This is a genomic window from Candidatus Kapaibacterium sp. (genome assembly GCA_023957315.1).
In the GTDB taxonomy this organism is placed as follows: domain Bacteria; phylum Bacteroidota; class Ignavibacteria; order Kapaibacteriales; family UBA2268; genus PGYU01.
This window is the reverse complement of sequence record JAMLHE010000011.1, coordinates 76,487-101,202: the sequence shown is the minus strand read 5'-3', so window position 1 is coordinate 101,202 and position 24,716 is coordinate 76,487. Positions and strand designations below refer to the sequence as shown.

17 protein-coding genes and 1 tRNA gene are annotated in these 24,716 nt (G+C 39.0%); 9 read left to right on the top strand and 9 right to left on the bottom strand.

Annotated features, from left to right (window positions below):
- The 5 genes from M9949_11560 to M9949_11540 form a co-directional block, all read left to right on the top strand.
- Window positions 1–720, top strand: a 720-nt coding sequence (locus M9949_11560) for a T9SS type A sorting domain-containing protein (GenBank protein MCO5252038.1), incomplete at its 5' end; no start/stop codon positions are given.
- A 118-nt stretch (window positions 721–838) separates the two neighbouring features.
- Window positions 839–1,795, top strand: a complete 957-nt coding sequence (locus M9949_11555; GenBank protein MCO5252037.1) for a hypothetical protein — start codon at window positions 839–841, stop codon at window positions 1,793–1,795.
- A gap of 142 nt (window positions 1,796–1,937) precedes the next feature.
- On the top strand, window positions 1,938–4,055 hold the full coding sequence (locus M9949_11550) for a M3 family metallopeptidase (protein MCO5252036.1): 2,118 nt from the start codon (window positions 1,938–1,940) through the stop codon (window positions 4,053–4,055).
- A gap of 650 nt (window positions 4,056–4,705) precedes the next feature.
- Window positions 4,706–6,187 (top strand): T9SS type A sorting domain-containing protein, encoded by a 1,482-nt coding sequence (locus M9949_11545; GenBank protein ID MCO5252035.1) that lies wholly within the window; start codon window positions 4,706–4,708, stop codon window positions 6,185–6,187.
- Between the two features lie 298 nt (window positions 6,188–6,485).
- Complete coding sequence (locus M9949_11540; GenBank protein ID MCO5252034.1) at window positions 6,486–7,466, top strand: virulence protein RhuM/Fic/DOC family protein; 981 nt, start codon at window positions 6,486–6,488, stop codon at window positions 7,464–7,466.
- A 43-nt stretch (window positions 7,467–7,509) separates the two neighbouring features.
- Here the strand turns inward: M9949_11540 and M9949_11535 are convergent.
- Together M9949_11535 and M9949_11530 are read right to left on the bottom strand one after the other, a co-directional pair.
- A tRNA-Pro gene (locus M9949_11535) sits at window positions 7,510–7,586 on the bottom strand.
- Window positions 7,587–7,738: 152 nt separating this feature from the next.
- The gene (locus M9949_11530) at window positions 7,739–9,733 is read right to left on the bottom strand and encodes an oligopeptide transporter, OPT family (GenBank protein ID MCO5252033.1); all 1,995 of its coding nucleotides are present in this window, start codon (window positions 9,731–9,733) and stop codon (window positions 7,739–7,741) included.
- A gap of 167 nt (window positions 9,734–9,900) precedes the next feature.
- Here M9949_11530 and M9949_11525 point away from each other — a divergent pair, with 167 nt between their 5' ends.
- Together M9949_11525 and M9949_11520 are read left to right on the top strand one after the other, a co-directional pair.
- Window positions 9,901–10,206, top strand: coding sequence for a hypothetical protein (locus tag M9949_11525; protein MCO5252032.1), 306 nt, complete (start codon window positions 9,901–9,903; stop codon window positions 10,204–10,206).
- Between the two features lie 62 nt (window positions 10,207–10,268).
- Entirely contained in the window at window positions 10,269–12,443 is a 2,175-nt protein-coding gene (locus M9949_11520) for a hypothetical protein (GenBank protein ID MCO5252031.1), read from the top strand.
- Here M9949_11520 and M9949_11515 read toward each other — a convergent pair.
- From M9949_11515 to dinB, 6 genes are all read right to left on the bottom strand, one after another.
- Window positions 12,440–14,290, bottom strand: coding sequence for an ABC transporter ATP-binding protein/permease (locus tag M9949_11515; protein ID MCO5252030.1), 1,851 nt, complete (start codon window positions 14,288–14,290; stop codon window positions 12,440–12,442). The two genes, M9949_11520 and M9949_11515, sit on opposite strands and share 4 nt — an antisense overlap.
- Entirely contained in the window at window positions 14,223–17,459 is a 3,237-nt protein-coding gene (locus M9949_11510; protein MCO5252029.1) for a methylmalonyl-CoA mutase family protein, read from the bottom strand. Before M9949_11510 ends, M9949_11515 begins: the two co-directional genes overlap by 68 nt.
- Before the next feature lie 99 nt (window positions 17,460–17,558).
- The gene (locus M9949_11505) at window positions 17,559–18,407 is read right to left on the bottom strand and encodes a hydroxymethylglutaryl-CoA lyase (protein ID MCO5252028.1); all 849 of its coding nucleotides are present in this window, start codon (window positions 18,405–18,407) and stop codon (window positions 17,559–17,561) included.
- 22 nt (window positions 18,408–18,429) lie between these two features.
- On the bottom strand, window positions 18,430–19,581 hold the full coding sequence (locus M9949_11500; protein ID MCO5252027.1) for an acyl-CoA dehydrogenase family protein: 1,152 nt from the start codon (window positions 19,579–19,581) through the stop codon (window positions 18,430–18,432).
- Window positions 19,582–19,791: 210 nt separating this feature from the next.
- Window positions 19,792–20,004, bottom strand: coding sequence for a type II toxin-antitoxin system HicB family antitoxin (locus tag M9949_11495; GenBank protein ID MCO5252026.1), 213 nt, complete (start codon window positions 20,002–20,004; stop codon window positions 19,792–19,794).
- A gap of 64 nt (window positions 20,005–20,068) precedes the next feature.
- Window positions 20,069–21,166 carry a DNA polymerase IV gene (gene dinB / locus M9949_11490; GenBank protein ID MCO5252025.1) on the bottom strand — a complete coding sequence of 366 codons (1,098 nt, stop codon included), beginning with the start codon at window positions 21,164–21,166 and terminating at the stop codon, window positions 20,069–20,071.
- Between the two features lie 167 nt (window positions 21,167–21,333).
- On the opposite strand from dinB, the gene M9949_11485 reads away from it, so the two are divergent.
- Window positions 21,334–22,473: an acyl-CoA dehydrogenase gene (locus M9949_11485; GenBank protein ID MCO5252024.1), complete on the top strand. Its 1,140-nt coding sequence runs from the start codon at window positions 21,334–21,336 to the stop codon at window positions 22,471–22,473.
- 25 nt (window positions 22,474–22,498) lie between these two features.
- Here the strand turns inward: M9949_11485 and M9949_11480 are convergent, their stop codons facing one another.
- The gene (locus M9949_11480) at window positions 22,499–23,500 is read right to left on the bottom strand and encodes a YhdH/YhfP family quinone oxidoreductase (GenBank protein ID MCO5252023.1); all 1,002 of its coding nucleotides are present in this window, start codon (window positions 23,498–23,500) and stop codon (window positions 22,499–22,501) included.
- Window positions 23,501–23,788: 288 nt separating this feature from the next.
- Here M9949_11480 and M9949_11475 point away from each other — a divergent pair, with 288 nt between their 5' ends.
- The gene (locus M9949_11475; GenBank protein MCO5252022.1) at window positions 23,789–24,670 is read left to right on the top strand and encodes a 3-hydroxybutyryl-CoA dehydrogenase; all 882 of its coding nucleotides are present in this window, start codon (window positions 23,789–23,791) and stop codon (window positions 24,668–24,670) included.
- The last annotated feature ends 46 nt before the right edge of the window (window positions 24,671–24,716 follow it).

Sequence of the window (24,716 nt, the reverse complement as noted above, 5' to 3'; positions counted from 1 at the left end):
ACCAATGCAGATACTCTCGAATTAGTATTAGCTCAATCTTTTGATTCGGGAGAATCATGGAAATATTTGTGGATGCCGAAAGGGACACAAGATATTAATTTTTTTGATAAAAATTTAGCTTTAACTTTTAGATTTCAGAAAAATGAGTTTAATGATGTTTTTAATTTTTTTGTTAATGGTTCAACAGACGGTGGAGAAAGTTGGAAACAAATATACTATGATTTCTTTGCTAGTTTGCCCGAATATTCATTTGATTTTATAGATTTTTCATTCGGGATGATATGTTTCAATAACAAGGCAGGCATTCTTAACATCACTCAAGGTTTTGAAATTTTCAATAGTCTATATCCAGTAGGTTTGTTCTCTTTGTATAACTATGGTTATCAGAAGATAATATTACCCGATACTCTAACAGCATTTGCAACGAGCATTTTTTTTGGTAGAGTATTCAAATATGAACCATCTTTATCCGATATTAGAATAGAACCCGGTGAATCAAGATACTCATCAAATGCTATCAAATTCATTGATAATGATATTATAAACCTTGTTGATGGAATAAGTGAATCAGAAATAAAAATCAAAATTTACGATATTAGAGGTGTTTTAATGGAGGAATCATCTGCTAAGCAAATAGATATTTCACATTTTGCAGTCGGTTCATATTTTATGATTCTATATAATGGAGAAAAATATTTCTATGACAAATTTATAAAGTAAAATTGAGCGTTGGTGATAATATAGTAAAAATACCGATTTTTCAAACTTTGTTTTGCCTTGATTAAAATATTACTTATATTTGCCTAATCTATTTTTTACAACTTTTTTAGGAAAACTTATGATGAAATATTTTTCGATATTTATCTTAACCGCTGCGATTTTATTAGCATCATGCAGCAAAAAATCGTCAAACCCGACTGACGGTAGCAACATAGACAACGGCACAGGCAATAATGCCGCTGTTGTCAATTCTGATAAAGAGAAATTCACATTCAAACTTGGAATGGGGATTTTCGACACGCATTACGGTGTAACTGATTTAGCATTCACTTCATTTGTGCCAAGCGATAACCAAACAGCAGCCGGATATGCTATGTCTATTTCTTTCAAGGGTAATGGAGTAGCTTCATACAATCTTGACGATGATGACAACGGTATAATTATAATGAAAAATTATATTGTGTATCACGCAGTGCCGGGTTCGGGCAAAATCAACATCACAAAATATGGAGCAGTTGGGCAAACTATAGAAGGCAATTTCACAGCTCAGTTTGTTAGTATAACAGGCGGCGAAACTTTTACCGTGACTTCAGCATCGTTTAAAGCTACCAGAGTGGAAGATGAAGAAGATGATGGAGACCCCGATGATGAATTGTCAAATTCTTTTATGGAATTAAAAATGACAATGATAACCGGAGAAAGCCTCAATTTTTCAGACGATAAGTTAGATGGTGCTGCTGAATATTTAGTTGAGGGCGGATTATTAGCCGTGGGTGTATTTCTTTATGATGATAGTGATGAATCCTTCAATTTGGGGATTTCAATCTATGCAGAAAATATCGAGAACAAAAGCAATCAGACATTGGTGTTCGAAGGAGAGTCTCAAACAAGTCTTATTTTTATGTATAAAGGCATGCCCTATAAATTTATTGGTACTGCCGTTATAAGCAATTTCGCCCAAAATGTCGGTGATATGTTCGAAATATCGGGTTCAGGTGAGTTCTATAATTTAATAGATGGTGGAAAAGCCGGAGATATTCAGAGTTTCAAAATTAGAACAGCCCGTTTAAATTAATCAAGCTTTGGAAAATATTAATCTAAAGCCTCAAATTCGTTTGGGGCTTTTTTTGTTTCTGAAATCCGATTTTGTGTAACAAATAGCTTTTTTATTCGTAAATTTGTAAGATATGTAAAGTTTAACAAATTGGAATAGAATTATGAAGTTTATGATTGTGAATCTGTTTATTGGGATATTATTTATGAATATTATGTCTGCAAATGCAAAAGGTGACAACCCGCTTTTGAAGCCATTTGATACGCCTTTTGGTGTGCCACCTTTCGAGAAGATTAAAATAGAACATTTCAAACCCGCTTTTGAAGAAGCATTCCACCAGCATAATCTCGAAATTGGTGCTATCACTAATAATCGTGCCGTCCCAACTTTCGAGAACACTATCGAAGCTTTGGAACGTTCAGGCTCTTTACTTACTTCGGTTTCAAGAGTGTTTTTCAACCTCAACTCAGCTAATACGAACCCTGATATTCAGGCTTTTGCCCGCGAAATTTCACCCGAACTCACAAAGCACGGCGACAATATCAGATTGAATAAAATATTGTTCAGCAAAGTAAAAAGCGTTTACGAGCAAAAAGATAAATTGAAATTGACTGGCGAAAAAGCCGTTTTGCTCGAAGAAACCTACAAGGGTTTCATCAGAAACGGAGCCGGACTCAACGACACAGACCAAGCTAAGTTGCGTACAATAAATGAGCAATTAGCATCGCTAACACTTAAATTTGGCGAAAATGTTCTAGCTGAAAATAATGCTTTCCAGATGATTTTGGATAAAAAAGAAGATTTGGCAGGATTGCCACAATCGCTTATTGATGCTGCTGCCGAAACAGCCGAAAAAGCCGGACATAAAGGCAAATGGATGTTCACGTTGCAAAATCCGAGCCTTTTGCCCTTTTTGCAATATGCAGACAAACGCGAATTACGCGAGAAAATTTGGCGTGCATATATGCTTCGCGGCGATAACGGCAACGAATACGACAACAAGGAAGTAATCAAAAATTTGGTCAATTTGCGAATTCAACGCGCTCAATTGCTCGGTTATCAAAGCCATGCACATTTTATCTTAGAAGAAAATATGGCGAAAAATCCGGAAGGTGTTTACAAATTATTAGACCAATTATGGGAACCTGCACTGAAAGTTGCAAAGGACGAAGCTACGCAATTCCAAGCACTTATCAACCGCGAAGGTGGCAATTTTAATCTCGAACCATGGGATTGGAGATACTATGCCGAAAAAGTGCGTCAAGAAAAATTCAATTTGGACGAAGAAGCACTCCGCCCCTATTTCAAACTTGACAATGTTTTGGAAGGTGCTTTCACGGTTGCTAATAAACTTTGGGGAATCTCATTTAAAGAATTAAAGAATATTCCCGTATATCACGAAGACGTAAGATGTTACGAAGTTTTAGACAAAGACGGAAGCCATTTATCGGTGTTTTACACAGATTTCCACCCAAGAGCCAGCAAACGTGGCGGAGCATGGATGACAAGCTTCCGCGAACAATTCAACAAAGACGGAAAGCGAGTTCACCCAGTTATAAGTATAGTTTGCAACTTCTCGCCACCAACGGGAGACACGCCATCGCTCTTAACTTTTGACGAAGCCTCTACCCTATTCCACGAGTTCGGACATGCGCTTCATGGGCTATTCTCTCAATGCGAATATGTCTCGATTTCCGGTACAAGCGTATCGCGTGATTTCGTCGAATTGCCATCGCAAGTGATGGAACATTGGGCAGCGGAAGACGAAGTAATGGCAATGTATGCTAAGCACTACAAAACCGGCGAAGTGATTCCTCTTGAATTATTGAATAAAATGCGCGCCAGCGAGCACTTCAACCAAGGTTTTATTACCGGCGAATACCTTGCGGCATCGTACCTCGATATGGCATTCCACACATTGACAAGCCCATTGACTTTGGACGTTAACTCATTCGAGGTTAAAGAGATGAAGAAAATCGGTCTTATTGACGAAATAATTCCAAGATATAGAAGCACATACTTCAACCACATTTTTGCAGGTGGATATTCTTCGGGATATTACAGCTACATTTGGTCCGGTGTGTTAGATTCGGACGCATTCGAAGCATTCAAACAAAACGGCATTTTCGACCAAAAGACTGCAACCTCCTTACGCAAAAACATCTTAGAACGCGGTCGCTCAGAAGACCCGATGAAACTTTACGTAAAATTCCGCGGTGCAGAACCATCGATTGAGCCACTGCTACGCAAGCGTGGTTTATTAGCCGAACCATCGAATTAATTACAAAACAATATTTACAAAAATGGCTGTTCCGATTGGAGCAGCCATTTTTTTTTATTTAACCACAATTTATTTGTAGGGACTGCAACAGCGTTCTTTTTAAAACATAGCCCATGAATTTATTCGTGGGTGGAGAAGTTTAGGACAAGACAGAATACAATTTAATCGCAAAGCCCATCTTGAACACGATTATCAAGATTGCAGGATGGACAGGATTAAAATCAAAACCAAAACATTTAACCGCAAAGTTCGCAAAGAAAGAACCGCAAAGAACGCAAAGAATTGTATTGGTCATTCTGAGACGAAGTCGAAGAATGAAGCTTTGAAAAATTCATGGATTCTTCGCTTCGCTCAGAATGACAAAAAGTTTCCCGTTTTTATAATAAAGACGGGACATGAAATTTGAAACTTTTTTCAATTTTTTTTTCAACGAAATGTAACAAAACGAACTTTGACTTGTTTATTACATATATGAAAGAGTTCAATTTCAAAATGGAAATTTGATAATGAGAATTTGCGACATAGGGCTTATATCGAATCCACTCATTTGCGAGAGAGCTTGCTTATGATTGTGCGATGAACACCCCATTCCCAAGTGTTGCGATTTTCAATTTTGTAAATTATGTTTAACAATTATAAAGTTTTAAATTATGAAAAAATTTATACTTCTATTCGCTTTCATCTTAGCAAACCTTATTGGTTCAACTCTTAATGCTTTCAGCAGCCCAATTGTAGATTATGAAATAAAGCAAGTAGCGGATTTTCAAATTTCCGATGGAGCTAAAACATTTAATGGTATTACCTTCAAAGATTCACTAAATGGGGTTGCTCTCATTAGAAATCAAGATTATGAATTTTATATATTTCGGACTTCAAATGCAGGTGATTCATGGGAATTAATAAGTGAGATTGACATATACGACCGTTGGGTAATGAAAGGCATAGCTCCACCTAATGTAACCGGAATTAGCTGCTATGGTGATTTCATTTGCATTACCACCCAACCGTATCTTGCACTTTTTGGACCACAACCTCCGGCTGATACAGGAGTGTATATGATGTCTTATGATTTTGGAGAAACATGGGAGGTAAACAATTTTCCTGAAAAACTTTTGCTTAGTTCTCCACAATTCGATGAATTGGGAAATCTATATATTCTCGGGACAAACTGGGATTTTAGAAAAAAGACATCTACCAGAAAGGGTATTTTTAAATTTTCGAAAACAAATATTTCATGGGAAGAGATACCATTATCAGCTATTCAAGATAGCTCATATATATATAATTTAAGAATTTACAACGATAAAGAATATCATTTTAATGTTAATCATTATCAAAAAGTTCAAGAAGATAGTTTAATTTCCATAATTTATAATTATCATACTCTTAATTCCGGTATAACGTGGAATTCATTCGAAATTCCTTTCAAAAATGTCTCTGTAAAATACACTAGCAAAAATGTTGCATGGTTTCCAAGCTTTGAAATAACTGAGGTAAATGATAGCACTATTAAGCAGGAAATATTTCTGATAAATACCAAAGATGGTTGGATATCATGGAATAAAATTAATATTGGGAGCTTCATCACAAAAGCGGATGCAGAGCGTATTTACTTGGCGTCATTCATATATTATGATGACGATAATATTTGGCTGAATTATTCAGGAGGACGGCAATTTATAACAAACAATGGAGGAAAAGATTGGATAGAATTTCCTAAATTTGTTAATAGTATAATGCAATTAACTCCAAATGCAGGCACCTACTTGAATAAAAATACAATATTCCTACGAAATACTTGGGCAGCTCATTTATTATACAAATTTACATTCGATATTGCTACAAGCGTTAATGAAAGAGCTGATGAATTGCAGTACAATATTTTCCCTAACCCCGCAAGCGAATATATTGAAATAGCCGTAGATATCAACCCTACGGTTAACCGTGGGGTTGATGAAGTTACTGACATCAAAATCTTCAATACGCTTGGAGAATGTGTTATCACCACCCCGTCTGCTCACCCTTCGACAGGCTCAGGGAGCGGCAATATAAGAATTGATATTTCGCATCTGCCTCGAGGTGTGTATTATCTCCGTATTGGCAGCCGGACGCAAATGTTTGTGAAGATGTAGTGTCTTTGATATTGAGACAAAAGTTGCTACTGTACCGTCAGTTGTTCCAAAGTAAGTGTATCATCTTTGTTACAACTAACGACTATACTACAGATTTATCCCTATCCGTAAATTATAACAACTGACGGGACATGAGAAGGGATGCTTTCCTAACCTTCCGAAGGTTCGAAACCTTCCGAAGGTTTCGTCTATATTATCAACTGACGGGAACATATAATTTTCAAAATTTTTTCTTCTCTTCACAGAATAAACCCTATTTTTGTAATAATTTTTTATATTACAAAGAAGAAGTATCGAATTGAAAGGCGAGATTGTAATATATCAATCATCTGACAGCAAAACACAAGTAGAAGTGAGATTGCAGGATGAGTCTTTATGGTTAAACCAATATCAAATGGAAGCCCTTTTTCAGACTGAAAGGACCTCCATTGTCAGACATTTGCAAAACATTTTTGCCACGGGTGAATTGGAGGAGTCTTCAACTTGTGTAAAAATACCACAAGTTCAAATCGAAGGCGGTAGAGAGATACTGAGGAAAATTAAATTTTACAACTTAGATGTAATTATCTCCGTTGGTTATCGAGTAAATTCAAAGCAGGGAACACAATTCAGGATTTGGGCTAATAATGTTTTGAAAAATTATTTATTACAAGGTTATGCATTAAATGATTCGATTCTAAGAAAAGAACGAGATAAACTAAAGAATCTTAATGATGCTATTAAGTTGATAACTGATTTGACTTTATCATCTGAAATTGAATCTGAATCAAAAATTGGATTCCTACAACTCCTTGACAAATACTCCTCAGCGTTAATGATTCTTGATGATTATGATAATCAACGAATAAAGTTTTTTGAGAATACTGTTGAATCAGCTTACCGATTAGAATATGATGAAGTTATTGATATTATTTTAAAAATGAAACAGAAATCAGGAGATTTGGATTTGTTTGGCAGAGAGAAAGATGAATCTTTGAAAAGCTCAATTTCAGCTATTTATCAGACTTTCAACGGAAAGGATTTATATCCTTCGATACTTAATAAAGCTATAAATTTGCTTTATTTTTTAGTAAAGAATCATTCATTTGTAGATGGAAACAAGCGTATTGCTGCAGTAGTTTTTATTTACTTTCTTGAAAAATGCGATAAATTGTCACTTTTGACACTTGATAATAATTTGTTGGCATCACTTACTCTACTTATCGCAAACAGTAAACCAAATGAGAGGGAACTTATTATCAACATCGTCAATATCATGCTCCATGATAAAATTATATAGGGACAGAACGCTGTTCTGTCCCTACATGAATGGGTTTTTGTTTTGGTCGGAATGGGCGGATTTGAACCGCCGACCCCCACTACCCCAAAGTGGTGCGCTACCGGGCTGCGCTACATCCCGAACCTCGATATTTGCTAAAAATGCCCTATATCGGACTGCAAATATACGAATAATTTCGCACTGCAAAAAATCTTAAGGGTAAAAGCTAATGGACAAAAAAAGGGTTGCCCAAAATAGGACAACCCATGAAAGTACAATGCTAAATAATCGGCTTAATGCCCACCGGCTGAAGGGGGAGCAGGTTCGTCAGGACTACCCGCATTTTTGAATGGCAGATAAATCAAAGCTGCAGCTATAATTAGCAATACAACTATACTGACGAGGAATGAAGGTTGCGCAAAGAAATTGAACAACTCGATTTCTGCAAAGGCAAATCCCGCAAAGAGCAAGCCAATCAGGGCTTCACCGGCAATAAATCCGGCAGCGAGCAGCACTCCGATGTTTTCCACACGAACTTTTTGCGCCTCATTCATATTATATTTATTGGTGAGCCAATCAAGCACACCTTTGATAACGCCACCTGTAAAAATGGCAAATACGGTTCCAAATGGCAGATACATACCAACGCTGATAAGCATCGGACTTCCGGCGCGAATCAAAATCATCGCTAATCCCATGAGCATACCCACAATGATGAGGGGCCAGGTCATGTTGCCACCAACAATACCTTGCGAGAGCATCGCCATCAAACTTGCTTGAGGTGCGGGCAATTCCTTGCTACCGAAACCACCGACATAGCCTTCTTTTAGCCCCGTTGCGATATCGCCTTCGTGCAAGATGAATAGTGGAATGAAAAGTATAGCACTTGCAACTACAACGCCGATAATGTCACCAACTTGCATTTTCCAAGGAGTACCGCCAAGAATATGTCCTACTTTTAAGTCTTGGAGCATTTCTCCGGCTACTGCAGCAGCAACGCAAACGATTGCAGCAACACCGAGTACTGCTGCAACACCTTCGTTGCCTGTGGCGCCTAATGCTACGAGAATCAGAGCAGTAACGACGAGGGCAGTCAGCGTAAGTCCACTGATTGGGTTATTACTCGAGCCCATAATCCCAACGAGATAGCCCGAAACTGCGGCAAAGAAGAATGCCAAGATTATCATTACAGTTGCAGCGACGAAAGCTATCAAAAATGAAGTGTTGAATACTTGATATGTGATGAAAAAAGTAGAAATAGCAACGAATGCGATACCAACTAAAATCCATGTAAAGCTGATGTCGCGCTCGGTTCTGATTTGGTCAACATTTTGTCCGCTTGCGGCTTTTTTCACATCGCCGACAGAGCGAGCAATACCTGTCATCAAACTGTTCCGCATACGGAACAATGTGTAAGTAGCACCTACTAACATACCGCCGATTGCAATCGGACGCACGATGTTGTTCCAAACAGTTTGTGCTGTCAGAATACCATCTCCGGCATAGTGAGGTTGAATAAAATACTGAATAATCGGTGTCAACAAGCCCCAGGCAATCAATCCACCACCAAAAGCAAGACCTGCGAGCTTAGGTCCGATAATGTATCCTACACCCATATATGCAGGGCTGATAGTCATCGAAGTAAAGAGCAATCCTCCTGAGCCGACAAAAGTTGTTCCGGGAATAGTTTGAGGTGAGAAAACGAAAAAGTGCTTGAAACTTGACAAGAATAATTTCATTTCGCCAAGCGTTTTGATTAAAGCACCGCCAATCATTGCGATGAACAAGAATTTACTGCCGCCGGTTCCGGTTTGACCTGCTTTGTGAATTTCTCCCGCAGCGACAGATTCGGGGAAAGGAAGCTCTTTGTCATCAACCATAATTCGGCGTAACAAAGCGACAAACATAATACCAAGTACACCACCAACAGTCATGATAGCAGCCGCTATCAAATAATTAGTCGGAGTGTAGAAATCGGTCCATATACCTGCTATGAAAAAGGCAGGCAATGTAAAAATAGCACCGGCGGCGACAGATTCGCCAATAGAGCCAACTGTACGAGCAAAATTTTCTTCTAAGATTGTTCCCTTGAAGGCTCTGAGTACAGCCATTCCAATTACAGCCGCAGGATAGGTCGCAGCGATTGTCATACCTGCTTTCAGACCCAAGTACGCATTAGCAGCACCCAAGATGACGCACATCACTAAGCCGATGAGCAATGCTTTGACTGAAAACTCAAGCATATTGGAATCAGGTGAAACGAACGGTACAAATTTTTTCTCTGACATTATTTCTCCTAAATTGATTAAAAATCATTTTTTCAAATTGACATTTCAATTTTTCTAAATTAAGAAAGATTCATCATATTTGCAAGAAATGTTTAGTAAAAAGTGGCAAATTAGTCACATTTTATTGCTTTTATTCGTCTATATAAAATTAATATTACAAATTTGAAATGAAATCCAAAAACGATATAGCTCAAATATTCATGACTGATGCTCCGAGTAGCGATTTCAGCAAGGAACTTGAGGCGCTTTGGTATGATTACAAGGGGAATTGGGACATGGCTCATAATATCGTACAAAATCTCGGCAGCAAGAATGCAGCTTGGGTACATGCTTACTTGCACCGCAAAGAAGGCGATATTTGGAATGCCGAGTATTGGTATTCGAGAGCCGGAAAGCAAATTTCGGAAATGGATTTAGAAACAGAATTTGAGTCAATTGCAATGCAACTATTGGCTGAGAATCAAAAGAAATAGCACACTACAACGTTATTGATTAGTACTTGATGAACAAAATTTTAAAATCGGAAAATACATAAATGAATTCATATTATTTCGGGATAAGTGGCAGTTGGGCAGTATTAATCATAATTTCGCTGGCTTTGATAGCATTTTCGATTTGGTCATATCGCAAAACTGTTCCTGAAATCACTCCTGCCCGTAAAACCCTTCTAATGGTCATGCGGTCTGTGGCTTTGGTTCTCTTGCTTTTCGCATTATTCGAGCCGGTTTATACTGCTATCCGTGGCAGCATGAAGGAGCCCGTCGTAGTAGCAATGTTGGACAATTCGCTTTCGATGTCATTAGATGATGCAGGTGGTGACCGCAAACCGGGCTATAAGAAATCTATGGAAGATTCGCAATTGGAGCAACTGAAGGATGACTTAATCGTGCGGAAATTTTCGAGTTCAGTTCAAGAAAGCGAGGGATTTGATTTTGATGCGTTAGAATTGGACGGCAGTAATACAGATTTATCAAATGCTTTGGGCAATGTTAATCGCTCAATGACCGATGAAAATTTGCGTAGCATCGTAATATTTACAGATGGTGCATTCAATAGTGGCGACAATCCTATTTATACAGCCGAGCGACTTGGTAAACCGATTTTCATTGTTGGAATTGGGGATTCGACATATCCCAAAGATGTTGCGATAGTCAACATAATCACAAATGACGCAGTTTATATCAACGACAAAGTTCCTGTCAATCTCAGATTTGATGCAAATGGCTTTGAAGGCAAAAGTGTAAAGGTGCAATTGTTCGAGGAAAATATTTCAATTGGCGAAACAAGCGTTGAATTGACTCCGAATAGGACTGAATATTCGGTTGATTTTACCTACGAGCCGAAAACCGAAGGCAACAAAAAATTGAGCATCAAAGTGGAAAATCTCGCAGGTGAGATTACACACAAAAATAATCAAATGGCGAAATATGTTAAAGTGCTCAAGAACAAGAGAATTATTTCATTTTTCTCGGGTTCGGCTGTGGCAGATATTTCGTTCATTAAAAATGCGATTAAAAATCAGGAAGGCATCGAAATCAGAGAGTTCATCCAAAGTTTGGGAACGAGCTTTTATAATGAGCCAACTCAAAAAGATTTGAACGAAACCGAAGTCTTTATTTTCGTAAATTTCCCAACAATCAACACTTCCGATGCAACGATACAGAATTTGGTAAACCACATTTCCAAAGGTAAATCAATATTATTTATTGCCGGACGGGAAACTGATTACACTAAACTCAAAAAGTTCGAAGAATTTTTGCCATTCAATGTTGCTTCCTCTCGAGCAAAAGAATTCATGGTCAATGTTGACCTCAATCCGAGAGCCTTGTCCAATCCTTTGATTAGAATCAACGGTACAGATGAAGATTTGACTTTATGGAATAATTTGCCACCAATATATAAAACTGAGACTTTTGTCAGAATCAAATCGGAATCCGAACTTGTGGCTTCGATGAAAGTGAACAATGTTCCGATTGCAGAGCCTTTAATCATGACCCGTGAGTTCCAGCAAACAAAGAGTATTGCAGTGATGGGCTACGGATTATTCCGATGGAAATTAGTCGGACATGCTCTGGAAGTTTCTCGCGGGCGAAACGAAGCGACGGATATATTTACGCTGTTTATGGAAAATTCAATTCGTTGGCTGTCATTGAAAGATAAGGCAAAGCAACTCATCATAAAACCTACAAAACAATTATACAATGTTGGTGAACGAATCGAATTCGTTGCACAAGTTTATGATGCATCGTACCAAACGGTTGATAATGCGATAGTTGAATTGCAAATTGAATCGCCGGATGAAACTCGCACCATAATTATGTCGCCAATCAATAATGGGCGATATTTCGGTGCAATGGAATCCTTACCTGCGGGTGACCACAAATTCAAGGGAACTGCAAAATTGGGGCAAAATCTATTGGGCACTGATGACGGCAGATTTTCAGTGGGGGAAACTCCTGCGGAATATCTAAATTTGAGAATGAATACAAGTTTGCTGCGTAATTTGGCATATATTTCGGGTGGCGAATTCTTCACTCCCGATAATGCAAATGAATTGTTGGATGCAATTAAAAATCACAAGAATTTCAAAGCTCGCCCCGTTACTGAAAGGAGCGAATTCGCCTTGTGGAGTCAGCCTTGGTTGTTGATAATTGCGATTTTGCTGCTGTCAGTCGAATGGTTTGTGCGTAAACGTTCGGGAATGCTTTAAACCGACACTTCGTTATACTGTAGCATATATAATTTGGCATATAGCCCGTTCAACTGCAAGAGTTCATCGTGAGTGCCTTGCTCGCGAATTTGACCTTTGTGCAATACCAAAATTTTGTTGGCGCGTTTGATGGTCGAAAGCCTATGAGCTATGACAATCGAAGTTCTATTTTCCAAAAGCTTTTCGAGAGATTTTTCGATTACATTTTCTGTTTCGGTATCAATACTTGATGTCGCCTCATCAAGAATCAAAAGCTCAGGTTTGGCTGCATAAGCACGGCAAAATGATATTAATTGCCTTTGCCCGGTGGAAAGGGATTGCCCACGCTCGTTCAAGAGATAATCAAAACTGTCGGGATTGGCTTCTATGAACGGTGCTGCGCCGAGAGCAATCGCAGCATTCCGAACGTCTAAATCCGAAATTTCCTCAGTACTAAGTGTGATATTCTCTTTGATTGTTCGGGAAAACAAGTAAACATCTTGCATTACAAGAGCGATTTTATCTCTTAAGGCTTTTTGCTTAATATTTTTCAGTTCAATGCCATCAATTTTGATTGTGCCTGACTGATAATCATAATATCGGCAGAGCAAATTTATAATAGAAGTTTTGCCGGAGCCCGTTGCCCCAACGATTGCCACTGTTTCACCTTTCTTAATTTCAAAGGAAATGTCTTTGAGCACCCATTTATTATCGTCATAGCTGAACGAGACATTTTCAAATTCAATCTTGTCGTTAAATTCAAATTTTTCCAGAGCATCGGGAGCATCTTCCAAGAATTCCTCAGTATCCAAAAGACCGAAAATTCTTTCCGATGAAGCCATCGCATTTTGTAGCGTTGTGTATTTTTCGCTTAAATCTCGGACCGGGCGGAAAAACATATGCGAATACTGAATGAATGCAATCAAAACCCCAACTGTCATTACACCCGATAAAATGTTGCCCGCTGCATACCACAATACAATTGCAGTTGCAATAGCACCAATCATTTCGACTGCCGGAAAAAATATGGCATAGTAAAAAACAGTATCAATATTTAATTCGCGTGTTTTTTTGTTTATAACATCAAACTCATTGTTCAGTTTTTTCTCCTGACCAAAGACTTTGACGGTAGATATTCCCGAAATAAATTCATTCAAAAATGAGTTCATTTTGGATACTTCATTTCGCAAATCGCGGAATAATACTCGTACTTTGCGTCGGAAAAATGTAGTTAGCAGAAGTAAAAGCGGTAAAACTGTGATGGTGAGCAAAGTCAGCTTAACGTCTGTGTAGAACATAAAACCAATAATCCAAAAAATCAGCATCACATCGGCAACCATCATTATAAGTCCCGATGAAAAAAGTTGGTTAAGGACTTCGACATCGTTTGTGACGCGCGTAACCAATCTGCCGACAGGATTTTTATCGTAATACTTCATCGAAAGCTTTTGCAAGTGTGCATAAAGCTGATTTCGAATATCGTTGAGACAGTTCTGACCGACCCATTGCATAATAAAAGTCAGACCAAATCTGATGGCGCCATGCAATACGAGAACAACCAAAATAATCACTATAATATTGAGCAAACCTTGTTTGTCGCCCAATGATATGTAATCATCAACAGCGATTTTGATAAGATATGGTTTCAAGGGTGCCAATGCCGAAACTAAAAGCGTCAGGAAAATAGAAACAAAAACGTACTTTTTATATGGCTTGAGGAAAACAATTAATCTTTTGATTAAATTGAAATCAATTTTGTTGTATTCAGAGCCGAATGAATTTCCACGCATGATTTGTACTTTACATCCCTCTGCGGTATTTTCCGCCAATTTTGTAAAGAACTGCTGTGATTTGCCCCATAGTTGCATACTGAACTGTGTTGAGCAATTCGGCAAATATATTCCCACCGGAAATTGCAACTTCAATCAAATTTTTCAATGCTGCATCAACTTTTTCGGCATTGCGTTCCTTGAATCCTTGCACTTCAGAAAGTCTCTGCAATTTCTCTTCATCGGAGGTCCGAATGATTTGCATTTTTTCGTAGGGATTATCATCGCTTGAATTTAGGAATGTATTGACACCGATAATCGGGAAATCGCCACTTTGCTTCATATATTCGTAATACATTGATTCTTCCTGAATTTTTGAGCGCTGATATTGTGTTTCCATCGCTCCGAGAACTCCACCGCGACGAGACAGACGGCGGAATTCCATTAGCACAGCTTCTTCGACAAGCTCGGTAAGCTCTTCGATAATGAAAGCACCTTGATTCGGATTTTCGTTTTTCAACATGCCGAATTCTTTGGATAGAATCAATTGGATAGCCATCGAGCGACGGACAGATTCCTCAGTAGGAGTAGTCACAGCTTCGTCGTAGGAATTTGTGTGCAATGAATTGCAATTATCGTAAAATGCCAGCAATCCCTGCAATGTGGTTCTAATGTCGTTGAAGTCAATTTCTTGTGCGTGAAGAGACCTGCCGGATGTCTGAATGTGATATTTCAATCTTTGGCTTCTTTCATCGGCGCCATATTTATTTTTCATCGCTACAGACCAAATTCTCCGAGCGACTCGCCCGATAACCGAATATTCGGGGTCCATGCCATTTGAAAAGAAGAAGGAAAGATTTGGGGCAAAATCATCAACTTTAAGCCCACGATTCAGGAAATACTCGACATAAGTAAAACCGTTTGCGAGAGTAAATGCAAGCTGTGAAATGGGATTAGCGCCCGCTTCCGCAATATGATAACCGCTTATGCTCAGCGAATAATAATTGCGAATTTTATTGATTGATAAATATTCTTGCAAATCGCCGATTAGTTTCATTGCAAAATCAATAGAAAAAATGATAGTGTTTTGGGCTTGGTCTTCCTTCAACATATCAGCTTGGACAGTTCCGCGAAGTTTTCTGAAAGTCTCGACTTTGAGATTTTCCCTTGCAGCGTCGTCCAACGTGATGCCTTCATTTTCGAGTTTTTTCAAGGCTCTGTTATATGCTGTCATGAAATAGAACGCCACCATGATTGGCGCCGGAGCATTTATCGTCATAGAAACTGACGTCAAAGGGTCAGTTTGGTCAAATCCTGCGAGCAATCTGTCCATATCTTCGACACTACAGATGGAAACGCCGGATTCGCCGATTTTTCCGTAAATATCGGGTTGTTCGGCAGGGTCCTCTGCATATAGCGTGATACCGTCGAATGCGACCGAAAGTCGTTTGGCAGCATCATCTTTAGATAAATAATGGAATCTTCTATTTGTTCTTTCGGGGCTTCCTTCACCGGCGAATTGTCGCTTGGGGTCTTCAGTTGTCCTTTTGAAGGGGAAAACGCCGGCTGTATAGGGAAATTCGCCCGGCAAATTTTCCATATAGCAAAATTCAATAATACTTTTCCAATCATTAAATTTTGGCAATGCAACTTTGGGAATTTTCGAACCTGAAAGTGATTTGGTAAATGAATTAATCGAAAATTCTTTGCCTTGAACTGTATATTTAATCTCATCTTGTGAATAATTTTCGGTGACTTTTGCCCAATTATTGATATATTTTTTACTTTCTTCGGTCAATTCATCATAGAAAATTTCGTATTCGGCAATCAATCTGTTTCGCAAATCATTATCATTAGTGCTTTCGTAAGCAATCTTATAAGCGTACGCTTTTTCGGCGATGCCGGATTGACGGGCTACTTGAATTTTATATTGTGCGATAGATTCAGCAATTTCTGATAAATAGCTGATTTTGTCATTATTAATCAAACTGTAATCAACGATATGCTTTGTAGGCATTTTAGCAATGAATTCGTGGTCGAATTTGACATTTTTTTCCGCATAAGTTGAAGTCAAATCTTTGAATAAACGATTTAATCCCGGATTGTTGAAATGATTGCTACTGCAAGCGTAAACGGGTAATTCGAGTTCACCAAGTGTAAGTGTCTTATCTGTTTTGACGTTGCGGTTGCGGAGATAATTGATTTTGACTTCTCTGTAAGCGTCTTCGGAGCCTCTTTTCTCGAATTTATTGATTACGATGAAGTCCGCTTTGTCGAGCATATCAATTTTTTCCAACTGAGTAGGAGCTCCAAATTCGGCGGTCATCACATAGACTGATTTATCGCTAATCGTAACGACTTCGCTATTTGCTTGACCAATCCCCGAAGTCTCGACAATAATTAAATCAAATCCGCAAGATTTCATAATTGCAATAGAATCAATAATGCTTTCGGGAATTTCCGATTTGCTGGAACGAGTGGCAAAACTACGGAAAAAGACATTTTCGTTGTAAATTTGGTTATAGCGAATTCTATCGCCCAACAATGCACCACCTGTATTGCTTTTAGATGGGTCAACAGCCAATATCCCGATTTTAAAATTTTGAGCGGTAGATAAAAATCTTCCGATTATTTCGTCATTTAATGAGCTTTTACCGCTTCCACCTGTGCCTGTCACACCGAGCACAATAGATTTGCCTTTGTCGTTGTCGGCATAGAGTTTACGGTAAGTATCGCGATTGCAATCTTCGGTGCAATTTTCAAAAAAAGATAATTGTTTAGCGATTAAATAGCTCTGAGCGGCATTGTTTTGTTTGATTAATTTATCATTGGGAATGAATTTAGCGATTGATTTGCGATGTTCGATAATTGAATTGATAATATCATCAGCAATACCGTCAATTCCGATTTTTTGCCCTTCGGTAGCATGATAAATGCGTTTAACGCCGTAAGATTCGAGCGTAGTAGCTTCGGAAGGTAGAATTACACCTCCGCCACCGCCAAAAATCAAAATGTCGGCAGCGTAGTTTTCCTTGAGCATATCCACCATATAACGAAAATATTCATTATGCCCACCTTGGTAGGAGCTCACAAGAATCGCATCAGCATCTTCTTGGAGGGCAACAGTAACAACTTCGCTAACGGAACGATTGTGCCCGATATGAATAATTTCAGCACCACGTTTTTGGAGTAACCTGCGGAAAAGATTGATTGAGACATCATGTCCGTCAAAAAGTGCTGCGGCTGTAACTATTCTTATCTTTTGCATCAAAGCTCCAAATAATGGTAATATAATTTTTGCATAGACGAAAAAAAGGGAATTTGTTTTATGAATTCCCTTTTAGCAATATTATAAATCCTGGTTTAACTATTTGAAAATACTATTGGCAGCTTCGAGAGCCTGGCTGAATTCATGTTCATTTATCTCGAAATCTTCATCATGTTGCTTCAGAAAAGCAACTAAGTTTTCTGTAGCAATATTGCCGACCAAATCATCTTGAGCCATCGGGCACCCACCCCAACCTTTGAGAGCAGCATCGAAACGGCGACATCCGCTATCGTAAGCAGCTTGAATTTTTTCGCGCCATGAGTCCGGGCTGCTATGCAAATGTGCCCCGAATTCAATAAATGGGAATTCTTCAGTGAGATTTGAATATAAATGCTTGATATTTCCCGGGTTAGAGACTCCCACAGTATCCGATAATGCAATAGTATTCACGCCTAAATCGGTCAATTGCTCTACACGCCGCCCTATTTCGTCAAAACTCCAAGGGTCGCCGTAAGGATTGCCGAACGCCATCGAAAGATAAATTATCAATTCTTTGTTTGTACGGACACAAGTATCGTGGATTTCTTCAACCCTTGCCAAAGATTGGTCAATCGTAGAATTTGTATTCTTTTTCTGGAAGGTCTCAGATACAGAAAATGGGAAGCCGAGAAAATCAATTTCATCGAACATAACAGCATCTTCAGCACCACGCAAATTCGCTACAATTGCCAGAAGAAACGAACTTGAGCCGTTCAGATTCAATTTTCTGAGAACTTCAGCAGTATCTCTCATTTGCGGCACAGATTTCGGAGATACAAATGAACCGAAATCAATCGTGTCAAATCCTACTTTCAGAAGTTTATTAATGTAATTTACTTTTGTCGCTATTGGGATATATTCCTCAATGCCTTGCATCGCATCACGCGGACATTCTATAATGCGAGTCATCTCAAAACCTTATGTTGCATAATTAATCGAAACATCCTATAATACGTGAAATAACTAATCTTTGAATTTCGGAAGTGCCTTCGCCGATTTCGAGCAATTTTTGGTCACGGTAGAATCGCTCTGCATCATATTCCTTCATCAGCCCGTATCCGCCGTGTATTTGGACACAATGGTCTGCGGCTTTGTGGGCTAATTCGGAGCAATATAATTTGGCAATTGCAGATTCTTTTGTGATTTTTTCACCGCGAGCCGCCATACGACACACTTCATATAAATAATTTCGGGCAAGTTCGATTCCCATATCAATGTCTGCAAGCTTGAAAGCATTCGATTGATATGTAGAAATCGCACGTCCGAAGGTTTTTCTTTGTTTTGCATAATTAAGAGCCGATTCAAAAGCACCTTGAGCCAAACCCAATCCCATAGCGGCTATTGAAAGTCGTCCTTTGTCCAAAGTTGCCAGCATTTGCTTGAATCCATCACCACGTTTGCCTAAGATATACTCATTAGTCACTTTGCAATCGGAGAAATAAAGCTCAGAAGTATTCGATGAACGCCACATCATTTTGCCTTTCATTTGGCGACATTCCATTCCGGGATTTGAATTTTCGACAATGAAGGATGTGAACTCTTTTCTGCCGTCGGGTTGCTGACCTGTCACAGCCAAAACCGTAGAGCCTAAGGTAATGTCTGTAGAAGCATTGGTAATGAAGATTTTCGACCCGTTAATAGTCCAATCGCCTTGCTCTTGATATGCACGGGTTTTGGTATTTCCCGCATCAGAGCCGGCTTCGGGTTCTGTCAAACCAAATCCCCATAATTTGCCACCTGCAAGTTGAGGGAGGTAATTTTCCTTTTGTTCATCGCTGCCGTAATCATAAATAGGACCGGTGCCAAGTGAGTTATGAGCGGCAATAGTTGCTGCTTGAGCGCTGTCAACACGGGCAATTTCTTCGACAATGATAATATACGATAGATAGTCGAGCCCGCTTCCGCCGTACTTTTCGGGCAAGAAGGCTCCCAGAAATCCCATTTCCGCCATTTGTGCAGTTATTTCGTATGAAAACTCCTCTTTCTCGTCCAAATCTTTCGCCTGAGGCTTGATTACCTCTTCGGCAAATCGTCTAACAGAATCTCTTAAAAAAACTTGTTCGTTGGTTAAATTCCTATTTATTGACATATTCTACCGTAATTATGTAAAGTCATTAATTTCGGTAAACGAGATATATTTCAATTAATTTTATTTTCTTGTTTTTTTAGTTGATTGTGAAGATATTAAGATGAAAAAGGAATACATTTTACCGCAAAGGACGCAAAGGAATACATTTTACCGCAAAGGACACAAAGGAATAGAATTGAATGTTTCGACCATAAACCCTCGACCCTATGAAATTGTGGGGATTTGCAAATTCTTCCGTAACCTCAAGAAAAGCCATTCTTCCAAAACTTCTATTAGTAAAGTACGGCATTCTTCGAATGATTTCGCATTTGCATAAACACCCGGACAAGCAGGAATTTCAGCATAGACGGAATTATCATCTTCTAAAATTTCATATTTAGCTTGTTTGATTGCTTCATTTAGATATTCACTAAGCATATTTCACCTTTGTTCATTCACTTATTGAAAAGTACGATTTGTAATATCGGATATTTTAAAAGCATTACAGCCCAACTTTCAACTTATGATGTTCACGAAAATTCAATTTCAACTGGTCGCCAATATTGATTTCATGATTGTCCAAATTGGATAATGATAAGCCGAGCAAACGCACTCTTTTGAATGGAGCTTTAGGTGTGTAAAAGAGTTCTTGGGCAAGTGCGAAAACTTCGTTAATTTCCGAAATTGGATTGAAGACTGTTTTGGAACGTGTTGTAATCTCGAAATCGAAATATTTAATTTTAAGTGTCAAAGTTTTGCCGGACGAATTCGATTTTTTTATTCTTTTGTCTAAGATTTCGGCAATTCGCTTCAATGATTCGAGCAATTTTGCTTCATCAAGAATGTCTTCGCCAAAAGTTCTTTCGGAACCGATTGATTTGCGAATGCGTTCTGCGATGACTTCGCGATTGTCAATACCATGAGACATGTTGAAGAGATATTCGCCGAATTTGCCGAATTGATTTATTAATGATTGTTGGTTTAACTTTTTCAAATCTTTTCCGGTCGAAATCCCCAATTCATGTAATTTTCGGGCAGTCACTTTGCCCACTCCGGGGAATTTTTCAATTTTCAATGCTTCGATAAATTTTGTGGAAGTCGCAGGAGTGATTACGCACAATCCGTCGGGTTTGTTGAAATCAGAACCTACTTTTGCTAAGAATTTATTGAAGGACACTCCGGCAGATGCAGTGAGCTCGGTGGATTCCTTTATTCGTGCTTTGATTTCTTTAGCAATATTTGTAGCCGATGGATTGCTCATTTTGTTCGTAGTGACATCAAGGTAGGCTTCGTCAAGTGAAAGTGGCTCGACTTGGTCAGTATATTCGTAAAATACTTGCATGATTTGCTCTGAGGCTTCTTTATAAGCTTGGAATCGTCCTGTAACAAAAATCAAATTTTTGCATTTTCGAGCAGCCACCATAGACGGCATTGCAGAAAATATTCCGTATTTCCGTGCTTCGTAACTTGCAGCGGCAATAACTCCTCTTTTGTGAGGACTGCCAACCACAACGGGTTTGCCACGCAAACTTGGGTTGTCGCGTTGCTCTACTGCCACAAAAAAGGCGTCCATATCAATATGGATAATTTTTCTTTCCATTGCTCAAATATAATCTCTTTTCTACTTTATGATGTCGTTTAAGAATCACTTTTTTGTTAAATTTTATGAACAAATCGAATTTAAAGTTTTGGTAAGATGATATGATTTGATATATTTAAAAAATTAGGAAATGAAATTTCAGAATAATTATTACTGATGAGGATTATATGGATTACTTGTTGACAGAAGAGCAAATTATGCTAAAAGAAATGGTGCATAAATTTGCCAAAGAACGCATAGGACCTGTGGCAGCGGAAAATGAACGCAATCACAGATTTCCGGCTGACATTATCAAGGAAGCGGGCGAACTCGGTTTGATGGGAATTGCTTACCCTTCGGATTATGGTGGCGCCGACATGGATTATATTTCGTACATGCTGGCAGTTGAGGAAGTTTCGAGATGGTGCGCCTCGACAGGTGTTATTATTTCGGCACATTCATCTTTGGTTTGCGACCCGATTTATCGTTTTGGGACTGAGGAACAAAAGCAAAAATATTTGCCGGACTTGCTTTCGGGGAATAAAATCGGGGCATTTTCGCTCAGCGAATCCGGTGCCGGCTCCGATGCCGGTGCGACGAAAACGACTGCTGTTTTGCAAGGTGACAAATGGATTTTGAACGGTGCAAAATTATGGGCTACAAACGGTAACGAAGCCGAAATTTATATTTTGATAGCCTCTACAGAGCCATCGCAAAAAGTTAAAGGCATTTCGGCGTTCATCATCGAAAAAGGGACACCCGGCTGCTATGTGGGCAAATTAGAGCGAAAACTCGGTATCAAATCATCGTCCACAGCCGAAATTATCTTGGAGAATGTCGAATTGCCCAAAGAAGCACTTTTGGGCGAACTCAACAAAGGCTTTAAAGTAGCAATGGTGACTTTGGACGGCGGCAGACTTGGAATTGCTTCTCAAGCATTGGGGATAGCTCGTGCAGCTATAGAAGATGCAATTAAATATTCTAAAGAACGCTTCCAATTCGACCAGCCAATTTCCAATTTCCAAGCTATTCAATGGATGATAGCCGATATGTGGGTACGCTACGAAGCTGCTTGGTTACTTACTTGGCGAGCAAGCAAGATGAAAAACGAGGGAATGGATTATTCCCGTGAAGCAGCTATGGCAAAATTAGATGCTTCGGAAGCAGCGATGTTTTGTGCCAACAAATCAATCCAGATACACGGTGGCTTTGGCTATACGGAAGATTTCAATGCCGAGCGTTATTATCGTGATGCAAAAATCACCGAAATATACGAGGGTACAAGCGAAATCCAAAGATTGGTAATCGCCAGAAGTTTGCTGAAATAATTTTATTTAGATTAAATAGACCGGATTAGTGGTCATGCTCTAAGACTACTCTTCCGGTTTGTTTTCCGTCAAGAATCTTATCAATTTCGCGTGTTAGCGAATCTAATTTTACAACATTTACAAATGATTGGGGCAGTTCTACTTTCCAATCAGTTGCCAATTTATCCCAAATATTGGTTCTTAAATGCATCGGGCGTGAAGCGGAATCAATCCCGCAAAGTGTAACTCCACGCAAAATAAACGGATACACAGAAGTTGTGAGTACGTCTCCCCCGACGTTACCAACCACGCAAACGCAACCATGCTGTTGAGTAGAACGTATCACCGAGGATAGTGTCCCGCCTCCGACATTTTCAACAACACCGAGCCATTGCCCTGAAAGCAGAGGTCGCGCCGTTAGGTCGAGAATCATATTCTTGCGTATGACTTCGGTAGCACCCATTTTGAGCAAAAATTCTTCGTAATGCAATTTGCTTGTTGAAGCAACAACTTCATAGCCGATTTTCGCTAATATCGAAATAGCCAATGAACCAACGCCACCCGTTGCTCCTGTAACTAACACCTTGCCCATTCCGGGCATTACATTATGATTTTGAAGTTCGGTAATGCAAATTCCCGCTGTGAAACCTGCTGTACCGTAAATCATAGATTCTTTTAAAGTCAGAGTTTCAGGTTTTTTCACAATCCACGAAGCCGGAACTTTGATGTATTGTCCGAATCCTCCGGGGGTATTCATACCCAGGTCATAGCCTGTTACAATGACTTCGTCACCGGATGCAAACTCCGGCACTTTTGATTCAACAACTACTCCTGCAGCATCTATGCCGGGAGTGTGCGGGTAAAATTTCGATACACCTTTGTGCCCTTTTGATGAAAGAGCATCTTTGTAATTAAGTGAAGAATAATGAACTTTGATTAAAACATCGTTATCCGGCAAACTATCAATCGGCAATTCGATAATGCTTCTGACAAATGTATTGGGAGAGACTTCTTCGACATAAAATGCTTTATATTGTAGCGACGACATAAAAATGACCTTTTTCCCTTTGATATTAACCTTGTTATTGTTAACTTTGAATATATATAATTTTCAAAAAATTTAATTATATGAAACACAAATATAATATTCTTTTAGCGATTATTGACATAACAATAACAAATTTGGGTAGCTTAAAGTTACAACAACAGGTACACCTAAAAATATGATTAGATTCGCCATAAAAACGCTCTATCTGTAAGCAATCAAACAAAAAATAAAGCCTTTCGTATTGTAAAAATTAAGTAAGTAAAATTTATTAAAAAAGGAGAAAATGTCATGGAATTCAACAAAATTGCCGTCATCGGCGCCGGAACAATGGGCAACGGAATTGCTCACGTTTTTGCACTTGCAAACTACAAAGTAACATTATTCGATATTAATGATCAAGCTATTGAGCGTGGAATCGGCACTATTAGCAAAAATTTAGACCGCCAAGTGAAGAAAGAGAAAATTTCGCAAGAGCAAATGGATGCAACTATGGCAAATATCTTCGCAACGACTGAAATGTCCGCTTGTGCTGACGCTGATATAATAATCGAAGCTGCCACAGAAAACAAAGAGCTCAAATTCAAAATATTTGCCGAACTTGACGCAATTGCCAAGCCCGAAGCTATACTTGCATCGAATACCTCAACAATTTCAATCACTGAAATTGCTGCTCGAACAAAGCGACCCGCTCAAGTAATCGGAATGCACTTCATGAATCCCGTCCCGATGATGAAACTCGTCGAAGTAATTCGCGGACTTACCACAGGCGACGAAGTTTACAACGCAACAGTCGAGCTTTGCAAAAAATTGGGCAAAACACCCGTTACAGCAAACGATTATCCGGGTTTCATTTCTAACCGAATACTATTGCCATTCATCAACGAAGCAATCTTTGCTCTGATGGAAAACGTCGGTACAGTTGATGCAATTGATGAAGTCGCAAAATTAGGCTTCGCACACCCAATGGGACCACTCGCATTGGCAGATTTAATCGGTTTGGATACATGCTTGGCAATATTGGAAGTGCTCCATAACGACCTTGGCGACCCGAAATATCGTCCATGTCCATTATTGAAGAAAGTTGTAGCCGCCGGACATTACGGACGCAAGAACGGCAACGGATTTTACCTTTATGCCGGACAAGATGTCCCGGTTGCCAATAAATTTTAAAAATATGATTGTAGTAATTTGTCATTGTCAGAAAATATCGTAAATT